Origin of the sequence: Ureibacillus sp. MALMAid1270 (genome assembly GCF_049202975.1) — a bacterium.
In the GTDB taxonomy this organism is placed as follows: Bacteria; Bacillota; Bacilli; order Bacillales_A; family Planococcaceae; genus Ureibacillus.
Window position 1 is genome coordinate 175,412 of record NZ_JBMIRP010000095.1, and the last position, 18,530, is coordinate 193,941.

Annotated in this window: 13 protein-coding genes and 1 other RNA gene; 12 read left to right on the top strand and 2 right to left on the bottom strand. The window is 33.8% G+C overall.

Annotation, left to right across the window (positions count from 1 at the left end):
* Window positions 1-10 precede the first annotated feature (10 nt).
* Window positions 11-670, top strand: a complete 660-nt coding sequence (gene nth, locus ACOQFO_RS14555) for an endonuclease III (RefSeq protein WP_421690385.1) — start codon at window positions 11-13, stop codon at window positions 668-670.
* Window positions 667-1,017 (top strand): YpoC family protein, encoded by a 351-nt coding sequence (locus ACOQFO_RS14560; protein WP_421690386.1) that lies wholly within the window; start codon window positions 667-669, stop codon window positions 1,015-1,017. The genes nth and ACOQFO_RS14560 overlap by 4 nt, the downstream gene beginning before the upstream one ends.
* 238 nt (window positions 1,018-1,255) lie before the next feature.
* Here ACOQFO_RS14560 and ACOQFO_RS14565 read toward each other — a convergent pair whose 3' ends face one another.
* Both ACOQFO_RS14565 and recU read right to left on the bottom strand, forming a co-directional pair.
* Complete coding sequence (locus tag ACOQFO_RS14565) at window positions 1,256-3,901, bottom strand: PBP1A family penicillin-binding protein (protein WP_421690387.1); 2,646 nt, start codon at window positions 3,899-3,901, stop codon at window positions 1,256-1,258.
* Between the two features lie 28 nt (window positions 3,902-3,929).
* The gene (recU, locus tag ACOQFO_RS14570; RefSeq protein WP_421690388.1) at window positions 3,930-4,553 is read right to left on the bottom strand and encodes a Holliday junction resolvase RecU; all 624 of its coding nucleotides are present in this window, start codon (window positions 4,551-4,553) and stop codon (window positions 3,930-3,932) included.
* 159 nt (window positions 4,554-4,712) lie between these two features.
* Here recU and ACOQFO_RS14575 point away from each other — a divergent pair, with 159 nt between their 5' ends.
* The 10 genes from ACOQFO_RS14575 (at window position 4,713) to ACOQFO_RS14620 (ending at window position 18,441) form a co-directional block, all read left to right on the top strand.
* A complete protein-coding gene (locus ACOQFO_RS14575; protein WP_421690389.1) occupies window positions 4,713-4,910 on the top strand; it encodes an endonuclease in 198 nt (65 codons plus the stop codon).
* A 165-nt stretch (window positions 4,911-5,075) separates the two neighbouring features.
* On the top strand, window positions 5,076-5,447 hold the full coding sequence (locus ACOQFO_RS14580) for a YppE family protein (protein WP_421690390.1): 372 nt from the start codon (window positions 5,076-5,078) through the stop codon (window positions 5,445-5,447).
* Window positions 5,434-7,713: a DEAD/DEAH box helicase gene (locus tag ACOQFO_RS14585; protein WP_421690391.1), complete on the top strand. Its 2,280-nt coding sequence runs from the start codon at window positions 5,434-5,436 to the stop codon at window positions 7,711-7,713. The genes ACOQFO_RS14580 and ACOQFO_RS14585 overlap by 14 nt, the downstream gene beginning before the upstream one ends.
* A 6-nt stretch (window positions 7,714-7,719) precedes the next feature.
* The gene (locus ACOQFO_RS14590) at window positions 7,720-8,970 is read left to right on the top strand and encodes a ribonuclease H-like domain-containing protein (RefSeq protein WP_421690392.1); all 1,251 of its coding nucleotides are present in this window, start codon (window positions 7,720-7,722) and stop codon (window positions 8,968-8,970) included.
* A 210-nt stretch (window positions 8,971-9,180) separates the two neighbouring features.
* The gene (gene gpsB, locus ACOQFO_RS14595; protein ID WP_421690393.1) at window positions 9,181-9,474 is read left to right on the top strand and encodes a cell division regulator GpsB; all 294 of its coding nucleotides are present in this window, start codon (window positions 9,181-9,183) and stop codon (window positions 9,472-9,474) included.
* Window positions 9,475-9,536: 62 nt separating this feature from the next.
* An RNA gene (gene rnpB / locus ACOQFO_RS14600) (RNase P RNA component class B) lies at window positions 9,537-9,918 on the top strand.
* A gap of 185 nt (window positions 9,919-10,103) precedes the next feature.
* Window positions 10,104-11,849, top strand: a complete 1,746-nt coding sequence (locus ACOQFO_RS14605; RefSeq protein WP_421690394.1) for a putative bifunctional diguanylate cyclase/phosphodiesterase — start codon at window positions 10,104-10,106, stop codon at window positions 11,847-11,849.
* Between the two features lie 9 nt (window positions 11,850-11,858).
* Window positions 11,859-13,001 carry a THUMP domain-containing class I SAM-dependent RNA methyltransferase gene (locus ACOQFO_RS14610; protein ID WP_421690395.1) on the top strand — a complete coding sequence of 381 codons (1,143 nt, stop codon included), beginning with the start codon at window positions 11,859-11,861 and terminating at the stop codon, window positions 12,999-13,001.
* Between the two features lie 91 nt (window positions 13,002-13,092).
* Window positions 13,093-14,979 (top strand): ATP-dependent DNA helicase, encoded by a 1,887-nt coding sequence (locus ACOQFO_RS14615; RefSeq protein ID WP_421690396.1) that lies wholly within the window; start codon window positions 13,093-13,095, stop codon window positions 14,977-14,979.
* Between the two features lie 273 nt (window positions 14,980-15,252).
* Entirely contained in the window at window positions 15,253-18,441 is a 3,189-nt protein-coding gene (locus ACOQFO_RS14620) for a BTAD domain-containing putative transcriptional regulator (RefSeq protein WP_421690397.1), read from the top strand.
* Window positions 18,442-18,530: the final 89 nt, after the last annotated feature.

An 18,530-nucleotide genomic window follows, 5' to 3' on the forward strand; every position in this document is an offset into this window, starting at 1 on the left:
GGGAACGAGAGTGCTTACGAAAAAACAGTGGGAACATTGCTTAGAAGAGATGGATAAAATGTTTCCTGATGCACATTGTGAGCTCGTCCACGATAACCCGTTTGAGTTAACGATTGCTACTTTACTTTCAGCTCAATGTACTGACGTATTGGTAAATAAAGTAACAAAAGATTTATTTAAAAAATATAAAACACCAGAAGACTATCTGGCGGTTTCGCTAGAAGAACTTCAACAAGATATTCGATCCATTGGTTTATATCGTAATAAGGCGAAAAATATTCAGCTTCTCTGTGAGAAATTGATTAACGAGTTCAACGGAGAAATACCACAAACTCGTGAGCAGTTAGTTACATTACCTGGTGTAGGTAGGAAAACTGCAAACGTTGTACTTTCGGTTGCATTTGATATTCCTGCTTTAGCCGTTGATACACATGTTGAACGTGTTTCTAAAAGACTTGGTTTATGTCGATTAAAGGACTCGGTTTTAGAAGTTGAAGAGACGATCATGAAAAAAACACCAAAAGAAAAATGGTCAAAAACCCACCATCAATTAATCTTTTTTGGTCGATATCATTGTAAAGCACAAAATCCTCAATGCGGTACGTGCCCATTACTAGATCTTTGTCGAGAAGGTCAGAAAAGGTTGAAAAAAGGATTGGTGAAAATATGATTTCATTTAATGCGGCCAACATTCAAAAAGAAGTAGTGGAGCCATTATTTTTAGAATGGGAATCATTGAGCCAACAAATTCATCAAGCACACGATGAGAGAAATGGGCTTGCTCACACGTTGATGGAGCAAGGGATTGCCCTTTATGAAAGATTAATCGTTACGACATCAAGTGACTCATCTGAGGAATTAATCGAAGGTGAAGATTATGAAGTTTTACCATTAAATGGGAAGGAACGTCTTTCTTTCATTAAAGCAAGACCTGGTCAATATGCATGTTACAGGCAGTTAGATGAGTTATTTAAAGAAACAAAAAAGCGACTAGCACGTTTACGATTGAAAAAATAAATTGAAAAACACAACTCGATCAAGATGGATTGGGTTGTGTTTTTTTGTATCGAATCGGAGGGGTATTCGTGACGGTAATGTAGGTAATATAACTTGGGGTTCGTTGTTTACTAGACAATTTCATGAGGATTTGAAAAAAGTTGTCTAGAAAAACGTTTAAATTAACCTTCTACTCAAACTTAAGCGAACAAAAAAATACGGAAGTTTCATCAATATGAAACTTCCGTATTTTACTTTATCAGTTATTGTTGTTATTTCCGCGTCCTGGTTTGGATGGTGGAGTAGGGTTAGTTGGTTGATTTGCACCTTCACCTTCGTTTCCTCCATCTGATCCTTCAGTTGAACCATCATTATTTCCGCCATCATTTTCGTTATTGTCACCGTTGTTACCTTCATCATTCCAATCGCCATCTTCGCCATCTTCGCCATCTTCAGAATCTCCATCATCGATATTTGGATCTTCGATGGTAGGTTCTTCTATAGGGTCTTCCAGAACAATTGAAGTGGAAGCTGGTTCACTACGTACATCATCTGATATTGCTACAACAGAGAATGTGTAGTTCTTTCCATATTCGAGATTTGGAATTGTAACGTGTTTCGATTCAGTTGGTTCGAAGACTATAGTTTCGCCACCATCAACTGTCATAGTTACTTCGAATGATATTGGTACGGTTTGTTGATTTTCTCCATCATTTGAATCAGAATTCTCAATTGTTGGAGGTGTATAATCCCACATTAAATCAACTAATCCGCCAACTTCATTCGGCACTGCTTGTAAATTAGAAGGTGGATCTAATTCAAGTTTTTTGTATTTATCTGATACTTCAGTTGGTTCTGTACCTTTAACAAATAATTCTGTTGATTTTAATTCATCAGGTGTATACTCGCTTGCTATTTTTAAAGGATCTGTCCCAACTTCAATAGTAGCTTCAACTACACTGCTTGGTTTACTAAAACGTGGTGTCTCCACATTTGCCGAAATTTGAGACATTATAGACTTAAATAAATATTGTGGCAGCCAACGTTCTTCCCACGTAGTGATAGGCTCTTTATGATCTTTATAACCGCTCCAAATGGCAATTGAATAATTTGTCGTATATCCAGCGAACCAAGAATCTGGAACTGCAGAACTTGGTAAATCATATTTCTCAAAATCTTCAGAAGAATAGTTTGTTGTTCCGGATTTACCTGCAATATCTAATCCTGAAACATTCGCTCTAGAACCAGAAGCACCTGGTTTATTGCTTAATACGTCACGTAAAATATCTGTAACCATATATGCCGTAGAGTCTGCCATTGCTACAACTGATTCATTGTCATAAGATTTCTTAGAACCATCACGGTATATAATTTCTTTTACAGCATGTGGATCATTGTAAACCCCGTTATTCCCGAATGCAGCATATGAAGCAGCCATTTGAATAGGAGTAAGAGTAATATCTCCACCACCAATTGCATCTGATTCATAAACATTTTTAGCTTGAATACCTAATTTGGAAACGAACTGTTTAGCTTGATCAGTACCTACTTCTTGAAGTGTTTTTACAGCAGGTACGTTTCGAGAAGTATAAAGTGCTTCACGGATGGTCATTTTACCTAAATATTTATTATCCCAGTTTGAAATTGGTTGATTTGTACCTGTATAGGTAATTTTCTCGTCAACTATTGATTGACCTGTTGACCAATTTAAATATTCAATAGCTGGACCATAATCAAGTAAAGGTTTCATTGTTGAACCCGGTGATCTCGTTTTTAAATCATCTGCGAAGTTGTAACCACGTTCTCCATAATTACGACCCCCACCAATTGCTCGAATTGCACCAGTTTTTGTATCAATAACTGCAACACCAGATTGAATCGTTTCAGTAGGGAAGTTTGCCGCATTATTCATGACATTTTCAACTACTGTTTGAGCGTCTGGATCGAGTGTTGTGTAAACTTTAATACCTTCACTTAGCAGTTCGCCATCACCATTTTCTTCAAGTTCATTTAATACAACATCAAGGAATGCGTCATATTGTGAACCTGCAACAGATTCGCGGTCTTCTTCTGGTACTAAGCGTGTAGTTACGTCAATTTCTTTAGCAGCTGCAGCTTCTTCTGGTGTAATTTTTTCATGTTGTACCATTAAATCTAGAACTAGATCACGACGTTGTTGTGCACGTTCTGGATTTTTAAATGGATTATATCTATTTGGACTTTGTGGCATACCTGCTAGTAATGCCATTTCATCTAACTCTAATTCACTTAACTCTTTACCAAAGAAATATTCGGCTGCCGTAGCAAATCCATAGATTCTACCAGACATTAAAATTTTATTAAAATACATTTCGAAAATTTCTTCTTTTTCGTACTGTTGTTCTAATTGAATAGAAAGCCATGCTTCTTGTGCTTTACGTTTTAATGCCTTATCGTTACTTAAAAATGAATTTTTTACAACTTGTTGAGTGATTGTACTACCACCTTGTGCACCAAACCCATCTCTAAAGTTAGCTAGTACAGCACCCATTGTACGCCAAACATCTACTCCAAAGTGTTGGAAGAAGCGAACGTCTTCAGTCGCTAATATCGCATCGACTAAATCTTGCGGTATGTCCTTGTATTCGACATACTTCCTGTTTTCAGTCCCAATAGTTGCAAAAAGTTCACCATTTTTATCGTAGAATTCAGCAGATATTGGGTCTTTTAATAATTCATCATTTAATTCAGGTGCAGAGCTTGCATAGTATACGAAAAGTCCAACACCAAATAAAAATCCTGCTAAACCAATTGCTAATACTGATAAGATAATTCGTTTAATCCAAAGTTTTGCAGGTGTTTTTTGTTGTCTTTTTTTTGACGCGCGTTCTCGCTTTAGCTCTTCACGGGTCTTTCTTTCAGACATATTTATCTCCTCGCTTATATATAAACTACTATTCTTTTTCTATTATCATTTTTTCTATTGCAGTTAAATAATCAATACGGGGATTGAATCCTGGAGTAATTTCCATAGTACTAGATTCAAAGACTTTTAAAGGTATTGATTTTGATCCGCCACTTTCCATTTCTTTCCACGCACTCATTAATACTGTATATGGTAGAACAAAGTATCGGTCTAACTTTGAGAATCTTACAATCGTAAAAGCAATTCCATTCTGTAATGTGACATCTTCCATATGTTTGATTTGATGGGGGTGCATGTTTTTCAAAGGAAAGGATGTTTTACTCTCGGTCTCCTTTGCTTCAAAATCGATATAATAGCCATTCCAGACGCCATTGTAATCCGTTGTAGAAGCGGTGCGGAAATAAGCTTCTCGAATAACAGCTGCACTTCTTTTCGGATACTCTACTTTGACGATTTGAATCGGAACAGGTTTCTTATGAATAACAGCAATTTGTTTATTTAGGTAATAAATATTCGTATCATTGATTTCATCTTCAAGAGTTTTCCCACGATTACTAAAAGAAAGCTCTTTATCTTGTCTTTTAAGCTTATTTTCACTTTTCATTTCACCAGATCTCTTGTATACTTTGCCATTCGGATAGCGTATAGTCATGAAATCACCCTTATCAAAATGATAACCATTTTTTAGAATAATATTAACATAAAAGAATATCGAAATTCTTCTTCTTTTATCAACCTATGTCTAGTTTTGACACCACGAAAGGAATTTCCTTCTTTGCACTGAATGATATAGCAAAGGAGGTTGGTTAAGTTGAATAGATTACAGATGCTACTATCACAAATTGATTGTATCGATCAGATGCTGACCGCAAAAATTGAAAACGAACGTAATACTTTAAATGAAGCTTTACTATCAAGAATAGTAAACACTCACCAGAAAGTAAGCTTAGCAGAAAAGCAATTTCATGTAAAGAATACGTGTTCCCCTTATAGTAGTGATTTACGATAGTTTTTGGTAAACTAGAAACATCATAAAATAAAACTTTCTATCAGGTAATGATGGATTGTTCCTTTGCGGACAGTTTAGTCTCTCCTTGATCTTTAAAGAGGAAATAGGGCTTAATTGTCCGTAAAGAATTCATAAAATATGTTAATAGTTTGGGGTAACCAAAAAATGAGTTTAATAAATCAAACAAAACAATTAATCGAAGAGTGTGATGCTTCAGTCAATCGCTTCTTTAAAATGCGAGAGATAGATGCAGAACCTTTATTTTTTGATGAAGTAAAACCTTATGCTGATCAAATTCAAGCATTATTAAAAGAATGGCAAGATGAAGCAAATACTTGGATTCGAAAAAACCAGCCAAAATATATTCATGAAATTCAAATATCAAATGCAGTGGATGCGATGAATCAATTTGTAGTGCAATCTTTTTACAAAGAAACGAGCAAAAAAAGACTTTTGCAATCGATCCAATCTGTTCACTATACATTATCAAATTTATTACGCACCTTAGAGGAAGGAGATAAAGATGCAGCTAAATAGAAGTAAGTCAGTGGATGAGCTAATTCAAAGCTGGAAGAAAGATGAAGATATAAAAAATAATATTCTACATATGGAAACGATTGAAGCGAAGCCCGCTAAATATGCTTCATTTCCAGATCATCTTCATCCTTCTATTAAAAAAGCTTTAACAGAAAGAGGAATTGCTCAACTTTATACACATCAACGCCAGGCATTCGATTATGCAACTAGTGGGCAATCCTTTACTGCTGTTACACCAACTGCATCAGGGAAGTCACTTTGTTACCATTTACCTGTATTGCAAAAAATTTTAGAAGATTCTTCTAGTAGAGCAATCTATTTATTTCCTACTAAAGCACTTGCCCAAGATCAAAAGACAGATTTAAATAATTTAATAGAAGGTATGGGTGAGGAAATCTTCAGTTATACATATGATGGGGATACATCACCAGCGATTCGACAAAAAATACGAAAAGCAGGACATATTGTTATGACGAATCCTGATATGTTACATTCAGGAATTTTGCCACACCATACGAAATGGGTTTCGCTTTTTGAGAACTTAAAATATATTGTCATTGATGAATTGCATACATATAAAGGTGTCTTTGGTAGTCATGTTGCTCATGTAATTAGAAGACTAAAAAGAATTTGTGAGTTTTATGGAAGTAATCCTATTTTTATATGCACTTCTGCTACTATAAAAAATCCAAAAGAATTAGCAGAGAAGCTAACCAATACAGAACACCAACTGATTGCGGAGTCTGGTGCACCTGTTGGGAAAAAAACTTTCCTATTTTATAACCCACCAATTGTACATCCAACTTTTGGTGTGAGAAGAAGTAGTGTTCTAGAAGTTCGTGATTTAGCAACAAGGTTGTTTAAAGCAGGTATTCAAACAATTGTTTTTGCAAAGTCTCGTGTTCGTGTAGAAATGCTTGTAACATATTTAAAAGAATTAACAAAAAAGAAAATACAAGATGAAACTATACGTGGTTATCGTGGAGGTTATTTACCTACTGAACGCCGAGCCATTGAAAAAGGACTAAGAGATGGTACTATTCAAATAGTTGTAAGTACAAATGCCCTTGAACTTGGAGTGGATATCGGGCAATTACAAGCATGTATAATGACAGGGTATCCAGGTAATGTTGCAAGTGCATGGCAACAAGCGGGAAGAGCGGGGAGAAGACAAGATTCTGCATTAATTATTTATGTTGCCGGTGCAACAGCGCTCGATCAATATGTAGTAAATCACCCTATGTATTTATTAGGCAGCTCTCCAGAAGAAGCGTTAATTAACCCTGAAAATATTTTGATCCTAATGGAGCATTTAAAGTGTGCTTCTTTTGAATTGCCGTTTTCAATGACCGACACATATGGTGAATTTGAAGTACAAGAACTATTAGCCTTTTTAGAAGAAGAAGGGGTTTTAATTAAAACTAGTACGAACTGGCATTGGATGAGTGACCGATTCCCAGCACATGAAATCAGCTTACGTTCAGCTGCTCAAGAAAATGTAGTCATTATCGACTGGTCAACACCAGGAGCTACAAAAGTAATTGGTGAAATGGACACTTATAGCGCTATGACTCTTTTACACGATGAAGCGATATACCTTCATCAAGGAATTCAATATCAGGTAGAGAAATTAGACTGGGAAGAAAAGAAAGCATTTGTACGTGAGGTCAATGTAGATTATTTCACAGATGCCAATTTAGCAGTTGAGTTAAAAGTGTTAAGTGAAGACAAGCAAAAAAACTATCAATCTGCTACAATAGGTTACGGTGATGTAAGTTTATTAGCTATACCAACGATTTTCAAGAAAATCCGTTTTAATACTCACGAGAATATTGGTTCAGGAAAAATTCATATTCCACCACTTGAAATGCATACAAATTCTACATGGCTTTCTTTTGAAATGCCTGAAAATTGGTCGGAAGAAATGCTAACTGATGCTTTAACAGGTGCGGCCTATGCAATTGGGTCATTCATTCCATTATATATTCAATGTGATCGGAAAGATTTGTCCGTCGTACCACAAGTAAAATCGATCCATAATGAAAAACCAACTTTATTCATTTATGATAGCTATCCTGGAGGAATCGGTCTTAGTGAAAAAGTCTATGATATTTTAGACACCATCTTAGATGAATCCATTAAACATGTTGAGGCTTGTCCATGCGAAAATGGTTGTCCATCATGTATTGGCGCGCAAGACAGTTTGTTAAATGGGAAAGAAAAAGTATTAAAAATATTATCTTTATTGATCAATGAGATGAAGTGATTGGATATGTCGTATGAAAATAAAATAATGCAATTGAAGAAGATGCTTGGTGGTAAAAAGGAGAAAGTCGAACAAAAACCGTTTTTCCAAAAACCACCAAAACCCGATCATTTAACAAGTTGGAAAAATTGTGGGTTAACAGCAATTGAAAATGATTTTGGCGTTGTGTTAAAAAGAGAAATTGAGTATCCACTCGAGTATCAACATGGTTCCTATATGTTAGGAGCCTTTTATGACGCAATCGAGAAATGGGAGAATTCTAGTTTGGATCATCCATTTTCTCTAACATTTGATGAGGACATTTTGTTTTTTGATACAGAAACAACAGGTTTAAAGGGTGTTGGAACTCAAATTTTTCTTGTAGGTTTACTCGAAGGAAATGACAACGGCTTTCTTTTGACCCAATATGTATTAGCGGATCCTTCAAACGAGGCAGCTCTTTTATTTGAATCGAAGTTTTGGCAAAAACCGAAAACGATTGTTACGTATAATGGGAAAAGCTTTGATTGGCCACAGCTCGAATCTAGATGGACATTACATCAACGATTTCTACCGAAGCTAAGAGAACATAGACAAGTTGATTTATTTCATAGTTCAAAGCGTATTTGGAAGAAAAATCTCGAAAAAATGAAGCTAACAACTGTAGAAGAGGAAAAATTAGGATTCAAACGTAAGGGAGATATTCCTGGGTTTTTGGCTCCAATAATCTACGCAGATGCATTAAAAAGTGGAAATGCAGATACATTAATGAAGGTTTTATATCATAATGAGTGGGATTTATTATCTTTAATTACCCTTTATATTCATTCAACGAATTTGTTGTTTGATACAACTATGGGGGAAGCTGCTACAACTTTAACTAATGTAGGAAAATGGTATGGAGATTTAAAATTTGGCGATGAAAGTGAACGATTTTTACGAAAAGTGACAGATGATTACGGTGATAAGGAATCTTGTCTAGCTTATTTTTATTTAGCGATAGATCAGAAAAGAAAAGGCCAATTTGAAGAAGCAGCAACTTATTTTGAAAAAGCAATTATAAATCTAGAGGATAGAAAATTATTAAAAGCATATGAGCAATTAGCAATTCTATACGAGCATCAATTCAAATCATTTGATATAGCATTAAACTATTCATTAAAAGGAATAAGTTTAATTTCAAATTCAATCATTTACAATACAAATCAAAAAATGAACTTATTGGAACGTTGGGAAAAGAGAGTTCAACGAATAGAAAATAAAAGAAATATTTCCTAAAGAAATAAATTTCATTTCCCAGGTAAGCGCAGAATTTGACAAGAATATTCTACTTTAATGCGAAATTTTGACATGATTCCCGCTGAAACTGATAGAGGAATCTATTAAGAGATTGTGAAATTTTTGGTTGCCGTGTGTTTTCCTTCACTTTTCAACATGTTCATATGATATAATAAGTTTACGTATGTATTGTATGGAAGGGCGATGTGAATGGAAATAAAATTAAATTCAAAAATAATATTAGAGAAAGAATTTAAGAAAGTGATGAAAGGTTATAGTGTTGACCAAGTTGATCAGTTCTTAGATCAAATTATGGAGGATTATGACACTTTCGAGAAAATTCTGTCTGAACTTCGCGCTGAAAATACACGTTTAAGAGAAGAATTACAAAATACTACTAGAAGGTCTCAACCAACACCATCAGTTGGAAATACTAACTTTGATATATTAAAGAGACTTTCAAATTTAGAAAAACATGTATTTGGTAGCAAATTATATGAGTAATTAATTTAGTTACTGTCATTGAAATTAAAACAGTTTTCTAGTATAATGAGTTTATCAATGTGAAATTCGAGTAATCGCTGCAACTCTTCGAAGTTGTAGAGGAAAGTCCATGCTCACACGGATCTGAGATGACCGTAGTGTTCGTGCTTACTGAAAAAATAAGGTAAGGCAAGGCTCAGCCTTGACGGCGGAAGGAAAACCTAAGTCCTAGGATATGGTTGACACTTCCTGAAAGTGCCACAGTGACGGAGCTTCATCGGAAACGTTGAAGGTGGAACGAGGTAAACCCCACGAGTGAGAAACCCAAATTATGGTAGGGGCACTCTCCTGAAGGAAATGAACGGATGGAGGGACGCGGTCATTCGCGTAGATAGATGATTACTACCCGGTTCGTACGAGGCTTTGGCCGATTGAGTACTCGGGAACAAAACATGGCTTATTGAATTTTACTTGATTTAATTGATATACTATCTTTAAAATTAATCTAATTATTATTTACTAAGAAGACGATATGTAAATTTAATGCTATACTTGTCTAACGTATAGTTTGAAGGAGCAAAAAATACGCTCAAGTCTTGAAGGCTCTCCATAACAGTGGAGGGCCTTTCTTTTGGATAGGAGTTATTATTATGGAAAGTCATAAAAATTTACCACATATTGAACCGTGTGAGCCCACTTTTAATTACACTAGTGAGGTTGTAAAAGTAATATTAGAAAATGTTTCACAAGGTATTATGATCACAGATCATCAACTAAAAATTGTTGCAGTTAATCCTGCATTTGAATTTGTAACAGGATATAATCTGGAAGAAGTTAAAGGGAAAACTCCAAAAATACTTCAATCCGGTATTCATGATAAAAAATTTTACATAGAGATGTGGGAAAACTTAAAAAAGCATGGAATTTGGCGTGGTGAAATTTGGAATAGACGAAAAACAGGGGATGTCTACCCAGAACATCTAACCATTACTGAAATTAAAGACCAAAATGGAAATATCACAAATTTTTGTGGGATTTTTACTGATTTATCCGAAAGAAAAATGGTTGAAAATGAATTAGAGAGAAGAGCATTGACGGATGCTTTAACAGAAGTATATAATCGCTTTGCTTTTCTTGAAAGAATGAATAACCTATTGGAATCCTCTAAAAAAGTTTCCCATAAAGTATTTCATGCAGTGTTCTTTTTAGATTTAGATCGGTTTAAGCAAGTAAATGATACACTCGGTCATTCTATTGGAGATCAACTACTTGTTGAAGTTGCGAAACGGTTAAAAGGTTTATTAAAAAACAAAGACATTTTAGCAAGATACGGTGGGGACGAATTTGTTATCACTCTCACAAATATCACACATCCAAGAGAAGCAGCCCACTTTGCAGAGACAATCATCCGAATATTAGAAGAGCCTATTAACATCCACGGACATGAAATTTATATTTCAACAAGTATTGGTGTTAGTATTTTCCCCAATGATGGTAAAACTACAGATGAATTAATCCATCGGGCAGATAAAGCAATGTATTATTCCAAAAATACGAGACAAAATGGTTATTCGTTTTATTTTGATGATTTAAGTAATGATTCTAGACGATTACTTAAGTTAGATAGTGAACTAAGAAAAGCTATAGAAAATAAAGATTTTGAATTGTATTATCAGCCAAAAGTATGCTTAAAAACAAATGAAATTAAGGGAATTGAGGCGCTTGTTCGTTGGAACAATGAACAATTTGGTTATGTTTCACCTGCTGAATTTATACCGATAGCTGAGGAAACTGGACTGATCATTCCAATGAGTGAAATAATACTTGAAAAAGCTTGTGAAGATTTAAGAACGTTAAGATTAGCCGGATTCTCCAATATACTAATGTCGATTAACATTTCGAGTATTCATTTTCATCAAAATTCCTTTTTACAATCAATTAAAGAAATTTTGGAAAGAAATAATACGTCAGCACATAATTTTGAAATCGAAGTTACAGAAAGAACCATAATGAATAATGATTCTGAAACAATCAATAAGTTAGTTCGATTAAAACAACTTGGTTTTAAAATTTCAATTGATGATTTTGGAACGGGTTATTCTTCTTTAAGTTACTTAGTTCGTTTCCCATTAGACTATCTAAAGATAGATCGTAGTTTCATTCAACATTTAGGAAGTCTAGATGAAAAACAAGCGATAGTCGATGCCATTATTCAAATGGCACACCGTTTAAATGTGGAAGTTGTTGCAGAAGGTGTAGAAAGTGTACAACAAGTAAAAAAATTACGTGAATATGGTTGTGACTATATCCAAGGATATTATTACTCAAAGCCATTACCAATGGAACTGTTAATCGAGTTTTTACAGTTTTGGGAAGTTGAGTTGAAGGAAGGATAGAATAAAATAATGACTAAATTTCAATTAGTAGCGACTAGCGCAATGGGTTTAGAATCAATTGTAGCAGAAGAAGTCCAAAATTTAGGTTACGAAACAAGAGTAGACAATGGAAAAGTATATTTTGAAGGCGACGAAACAGCTATTGCAAGATGTAATCTTTGGCTACGTGTTGCAGATCGTGTGAAAATTGTTGTCGCACAATTTCCAGCAACGACTTTCGATCAATTATTTGAAAGTACGAAAAAAATTGAGTGGGAGCGCTATTTACCGGTAGACGCATCTTTTCCTGTATCAGGTAAATCAGTTAAGTCTAAATTATTTAGTGTTCCTGATTGCCAAGCAATTGTTAAGAAGGCAATCGTAGAGAGAATGAAATTTCACTATAAACGATTAGGGTTTTTAGATGAATCTGGAGCAACTTTTAAAATTGAGGTCTCAATTTTGAAAGATTTGGCAACAATTACAATTGATACCTCAGGTGCGGGACTACATAAACGTGGATATCGTACTTCACAAGGTGAAGCACCATTAAAAGAAACTCTTGCTGCAGCACTTGTAAAAATATCTAAGTGGAGTCCTAATAGACCGTTTGTAGACTTATTCTGCGGTTCTGGAACTATCCCATTAGAAGCGGCGATGATCGGTCAAAATATTGCACCAGGATATAATCGTGAATTTATTTCTGAAGAATGGAATTGGTTCAAATCAAAAATTTGGGATGAAGCTCGCGATGAGGCAGATTCATTGGCTAATTATGATCAAGAACTTATGATCTATGGTTCAGATATAGATCATCGAATGATTTCAATTGCCGAATCAAATGCCATTGAGGCAGGTTTTGGTGATCTCATTCAATTTAAACAAATGCAAGCAACAGACTTTACGACGAAGCTAACAGATGGCGTAATCATTTCTAACCCTCCTTATGGAGAACGTATTGGTGAGAAAGTAACGATCGAACAAGTCATTAAAAACTTAGGATTAGTTATGAAAAACTATCCTACTTGGTCTGTCTATATGTTATCTTCAATGGAAAATTTTGAAGAACTATATGGCAAGAAGGCTACAAAAAAACGCAAGTTATTTAACGGATTTATTCGTACAGATCTTTATCAGTTTTGGGGTCAAAAATCAAAACGAGAAGAAATATAATCTACTATCATGTGAGAATTAACATGGAAGGAGAAACCATCTCCTTCCTTTTCAATGTCTAAGATGGACATTTACGAAGGAGAAAACTTAAATGAGAAAATCTTTACCATTTGAATTATCAAAAGAAAAATCCTTTTTCGAATCATTAAGTGATTGGATCGGAGATGTTCTTTATGACGAATTACCTGAAAAAGGGTTGGAATGTCGTGATGAACAAATTTTTATGGCTTATCAAATTGAAAAAGCTTTAAAAGAAAAAAGTGTATTGTTTGCTGAAGCAGGTGTAGGAACAGGAAAAACAATAGCTTATTTACTACCCGCAATTTCTTATGCTCGCTATACTGGGAGACCGGCTTTAATTGCATGTGCTGATGAAACATTGATTGATCAGCTTGTTAAAGAAGGTGGAGACATTGAAAAACTTGAGAATCTCTTACAATTAAATATTGATGTTCGATTAGCTAAATCAAGAGATCAATATTTATGCTTAAAACGTTTTGAAGAAGCGGAAAAAGTGGAAGTCGATGATTGGATTGACGATATTGCAATGTCAATTCCAGAAAGTGTCTATGCAAAGGGTTCTATGCTTTCTACACAACCATACGGTGCACGAAGTGATTATCCATCAATAAGTGACGAGTCATGGCAAAAAGTAAACTACAATTCTCTAATGCAATGTGGTGTTTGCGAAATGCGTAACAGATGTGGCCAAACATTACACAGAGCGCATTATCGTAGTTCTAGTGACTTAATTATTTGTTCACAAGATTTTCTTATGGAGCATTTAGCAACGAAGGAATCACGTGAAAGGGAAGGTCACTTACCATTACTACCAGAGGTATCGATGATCGTTTTAGATGAAGGTCACTTGTTAGAATATGCTGCACAAAAGGCAATGACGTACAAAGTACAGAACTATACAATTGTGAACTTGTTAGATCGTCTAATGGTGGATGGTGTGCGTGAAAGTACACTATATGCAATGGAAAAATTACAAGAAGATCATGAGTTCTTCTTCGACCAGCTTCGTGAGGATATCATTCCATCTGAAGAGAATCGTAAAAGAATCAATAAATCCGATAGATTATTATCCTATGGAAAGCAATTAATTGCTGATGTTGATAAATTACTAGAGGAATTTGTATTCGAATCAGAACTTTATATGATTCCAGAGTATGAGTTAAATATGGCAGAAGAATTTTTAGAGCAATATGAAGCAGCCATAAAGATATTTACTGCGAAATCAGATGCGATTGATTGGTTAGAGGAGACGGACGGAGAAGAAACTTTAGTCATCATGCCTCGATTAATTACGGAAGTACTTGAGGAAAAACTATTTTCTAAAAAGTTACCAATCATCTTCTCTTCTGCAACATTATCGGTTAAGAAAGATTTCTCGTTTATTGCATCTAGTTTAGGAATTAAAGATTATATGTCATTTAGTGTCCCTTCTCCATTTGATTATGAAGAAGTGATGAAAATCTTTTTACATGAAAAGAATGAGAAAGATACTAAAGTGAAAGATTTACTGAAAAGTAAGCAGAAGACTTTAATTTTATTTAAATCAAAGCATTCAATGTTGAAATTCAAAAATAGTTTGTCATTAATGGACCGATTATCTATAGCTTTCGAAGGAGATCAAGAGTTATCCTCGACAATAAGAGAATTCCAAAGCGGTTCAATTAATACATTATGTTCCTATCATTTATGGGAAGGTTTAGATTTGCCTGAAGAAAGTCTAACAAGAGTCATTATTTATGATTTACCATTCCCACCTCAAGACCCATTGTTTGATGCGAAACGTGCCTTTTCAAACAATCCTTTTGAGGAAGTAGACTTACCATTTATGTTATTACGTCTTCAGCAAGGAATTGGTCGTTTAATAAGAACATCAAATGATTATGGTGAAATTCATATATTATTAAATGAAAAAGAACAATCAGTTAAGAATCGATTTTTAGATATATTACCAGTTTAATAAAAAATACCAGTACCCAACAATTTAGTGCATACGAATTGTATTGGGTAACTGGTTTTTTTAGTGTAAAAAGGTATATTTTTCTAAAAAGTATTTTTTCATTATTGAAAAAAATACAGAATATATTAATAATAGATAATAACTACATATTTTAATAGTAAGTATCAGTACATATATAGCCGCGGATAAAAATTATTGAATACAAAATGTTTAATCTAGTTTACAAAGCTCGAAGATTTTTACTATAAATTTTAGGCAAAGGAGGTTTGTGAAGTGCACAATGTTTTAATGTCCAAAATTATTCCACCAGATATATCTAATCATTTTATGCGACGAGCTAATTTGGCAAAAAAACTATCGAAAATATCACAAGCCAAATTAACTATACTTCAGAGTGGAGCGGGATATGGTAAAACTTCAGCATTAACACAACTTACTTCAGACCAAAATTTACTTTTCTCATGGTATCAAGTGTCCGAAGAAGATGATGATATATTACCTTTCATGAGGCACTTATTTTATAGCATAAAACGTGTTTATAGTCAGTTTGGGGCGAATTTAAATAATTGGGATAATCTATCAATGTTTCCTAAATTAGAGGAATTAAATAGATTATATAAGATGTTTGTAAACGAATTATATAAAATTGATAAACCATTATTTATCATTATTGATGATTATCATTTAGTGAACCATGTATTCCAAATCAATTATGTATTAAACAAAATTATAGAAAATTTACCTACTCATATACACTTTATTGTTGCAACTAGACAAAAAATAAATTGGAATTGTCTATTCCAATTAAAAATAAACGGACAACTAATCGAATGTACTGAAGAAGACTTTGTTTTTTCAGAAGAAGAGATTCAAGTTCTGTTTGAAGATTACTTTGAGTGTTTCTTAACGAATGAGCAAGTTAAAAAAATCTTAACGGTTACTGAAGGTTGGGCTATTGCTATTATATTACTTGCTTTACAGATTAAAGATTCTACATTAACAATTGATGAAATTACGAATCAATCATTAGATGATTTCTTTTCTTATTTATCAGAAGAAGTGTTTGAAAATTTGAGTGAAAAACAGCAGGAAGCCTTGTTAAAGTTTAGTATATTCCCTACATTTTCAAAAGAACTAATCGAACATTTTTATAGTAAAGAAATGGCTGAACTATTAATGGACCTCGTGAAAATACAAGGGTTTATCCAACCATTAATTGGACAAAAGGAATTTCGTTTCCATGCTTTATTTCAACAATTTTTAGAAATGAAATTGAAGGAAATAGATGAAGTTGAATACACAAACCTTCATATTAAGGCTGCTCATTATTTTATTGAAGAAAATAAACCGATGTTTTCACTTCACCATGCCAATAAAGCAAAAAATGAAGTACTCATGGCAGAAGTGCTCGTAAAGTTTGCTTCAAAATTTATCGAAGCTGGTCAGTTTGACTATTATTTAGAGCGGTTAAAAGAATTAACAAACGAAACAAAGGAACATTATTATGCTTTATATTTATATGAAGCAGAATGTTTACGTTATAAAGCGCAATACGAAAAAGCGAAAAAAACTTATGATCAATGTTTACATTTCGCCGAAAAAAAAGGTGATTTGTATTATGTATTAAAAGCTTATGCGGGGATTGCTCATATCTATCTAGATACGATTCAACCTGCATTTGCTGAAGATTATTTGAAAAAGGCTTTAAAAATTGCCCAAAATGTCAACATGAACAAAGATGAGCTTTATCTTTTACAAAGGCAGTATGCAGAAAATCTTGTAAACTTAGGAAAAGCTTACGAGTCTGAACAATGGGTTAAGAAAATGAACTTACCTGAAGAGGTATTATATCAAGGAAATTTAGATGTAAGAACTATGTTAAGACAAGGTAAGTTAAGCGAAGCAAGAGTATTGATAAAACTTAGAGAAGCAAAGGGTGTATTACCTTTAGATGCACATAGGGAATCTGATGTACTCAATTCACTGATTCTTTCTATGCTAGGGGAAATAGATGAATCATTTGTTCGGGCAAATACATGCGTGAAAAATAGTGAACGTGATTTTTCTCAATATGCAGAAGCAGTTGCGTATTTACGTAGAGGCCACGCATTACTTCTTCTCAATCCATTTGATGCGAAAGCTGCTGAGAAGAGTTATTTGAAGACTATCGAAATTATGGATGAAATTCACGTTACAAGAGCTAAAGCTGAATCTTATATGGGATTAGCATTAGTTTACAGCAGGATGGGTAATATTGAAAAAGCAAGATCCTACGCTGAGCTTGGATTATATGAAACAGAAAGAGTACAAGACACTTGGGTATCTGCGCTATTACTAACTACTTTTACAAAAATTTGTTTGGAAAACCAACAGTTAGCTGAAGCCTTACAATTTGCAAAGCGTGCTAAAGAGTCATTTATTCTTTGTAAAGATCAATACGGACAAATGGTTGCTTACTTTTGGTTATCTTATATTTATTTCTTACAAGATAAGAAACAATTATTTACAGAGGCCAATCGGCAATTTATTGAGTTATGTTTGAATAATCAATATGATTTCTTTTTACAAAAGGTCACATTACTTGGACCTAGAAATCTATTAATATTCCAACAATTGTACAACTATCAATTAGCTATATCTGACTTTAATGAAATGAAGAAAGTTGCACATCTAATTAAGTTTAAAGAGTCAGAGACCGTTCCGAAATATTATATTTCAGTAAACCTATTAGGTCCTTTTAGTATTAGTAGGGATTTTCAAGAAATTGACGATAAAGAATGGAAGCGAGAAAAAGCAAAGGAATTATTTTTATACTTGTTGTTAAACAAAGATCGCTATGTTTCTAAAGACGAATTATTACATGTACTTTGGCCAAATGGTAACGATGTAGCAATGGCACGGGATTTTAAAGTAATCTATAATGCTTGTTTAAAAGTATTAGAGCCTGAAAGAAATGCGCGGGAAGATAGTGCCTATATTTTACGAAAAAATTCTATGTATCAACTACATCAAAGTGTTGGTAGTTCAACAGATATTGATTATTTCAAAAGATTTGCGAACTTCGGATTAGAGGAAAAAGATCCTTATATTGCGATTGAATGGCTATTAATGGCAGTATCGTTGTATAAAGGGAATCTTTTAGAAGAGTATCCACATCTAGAATGGATTCAACCAAAAAGAGATGAAATATTCAACTTATATATCTTAGTGATAGAACGACTTGCTCAAAGTTATATGAGATTGAAAAAATATCAAGATGTTGTATTTTGGGCTGAAAAATTAACTCAATTAGATAATACGTGGGAAGAAGGTTACCGTCTTCTCATGCTAAGTTATTATCATTTAAATAATCGTCCGCAAGCTGTGAAATGGTACGATAAATGTGTTGATGTTTTAAATAGTGAATTAGGCATTCAACCAATGGAATCAACCTACGAAATTTATGAAATGATTAAACGTTAACGATTGAACAGGAGAGTGATTACTCCTTTTTAATCATTAACGTCTTTTTTTTCTACATTATGTATGATTTATTCACAAATTTGTAACTT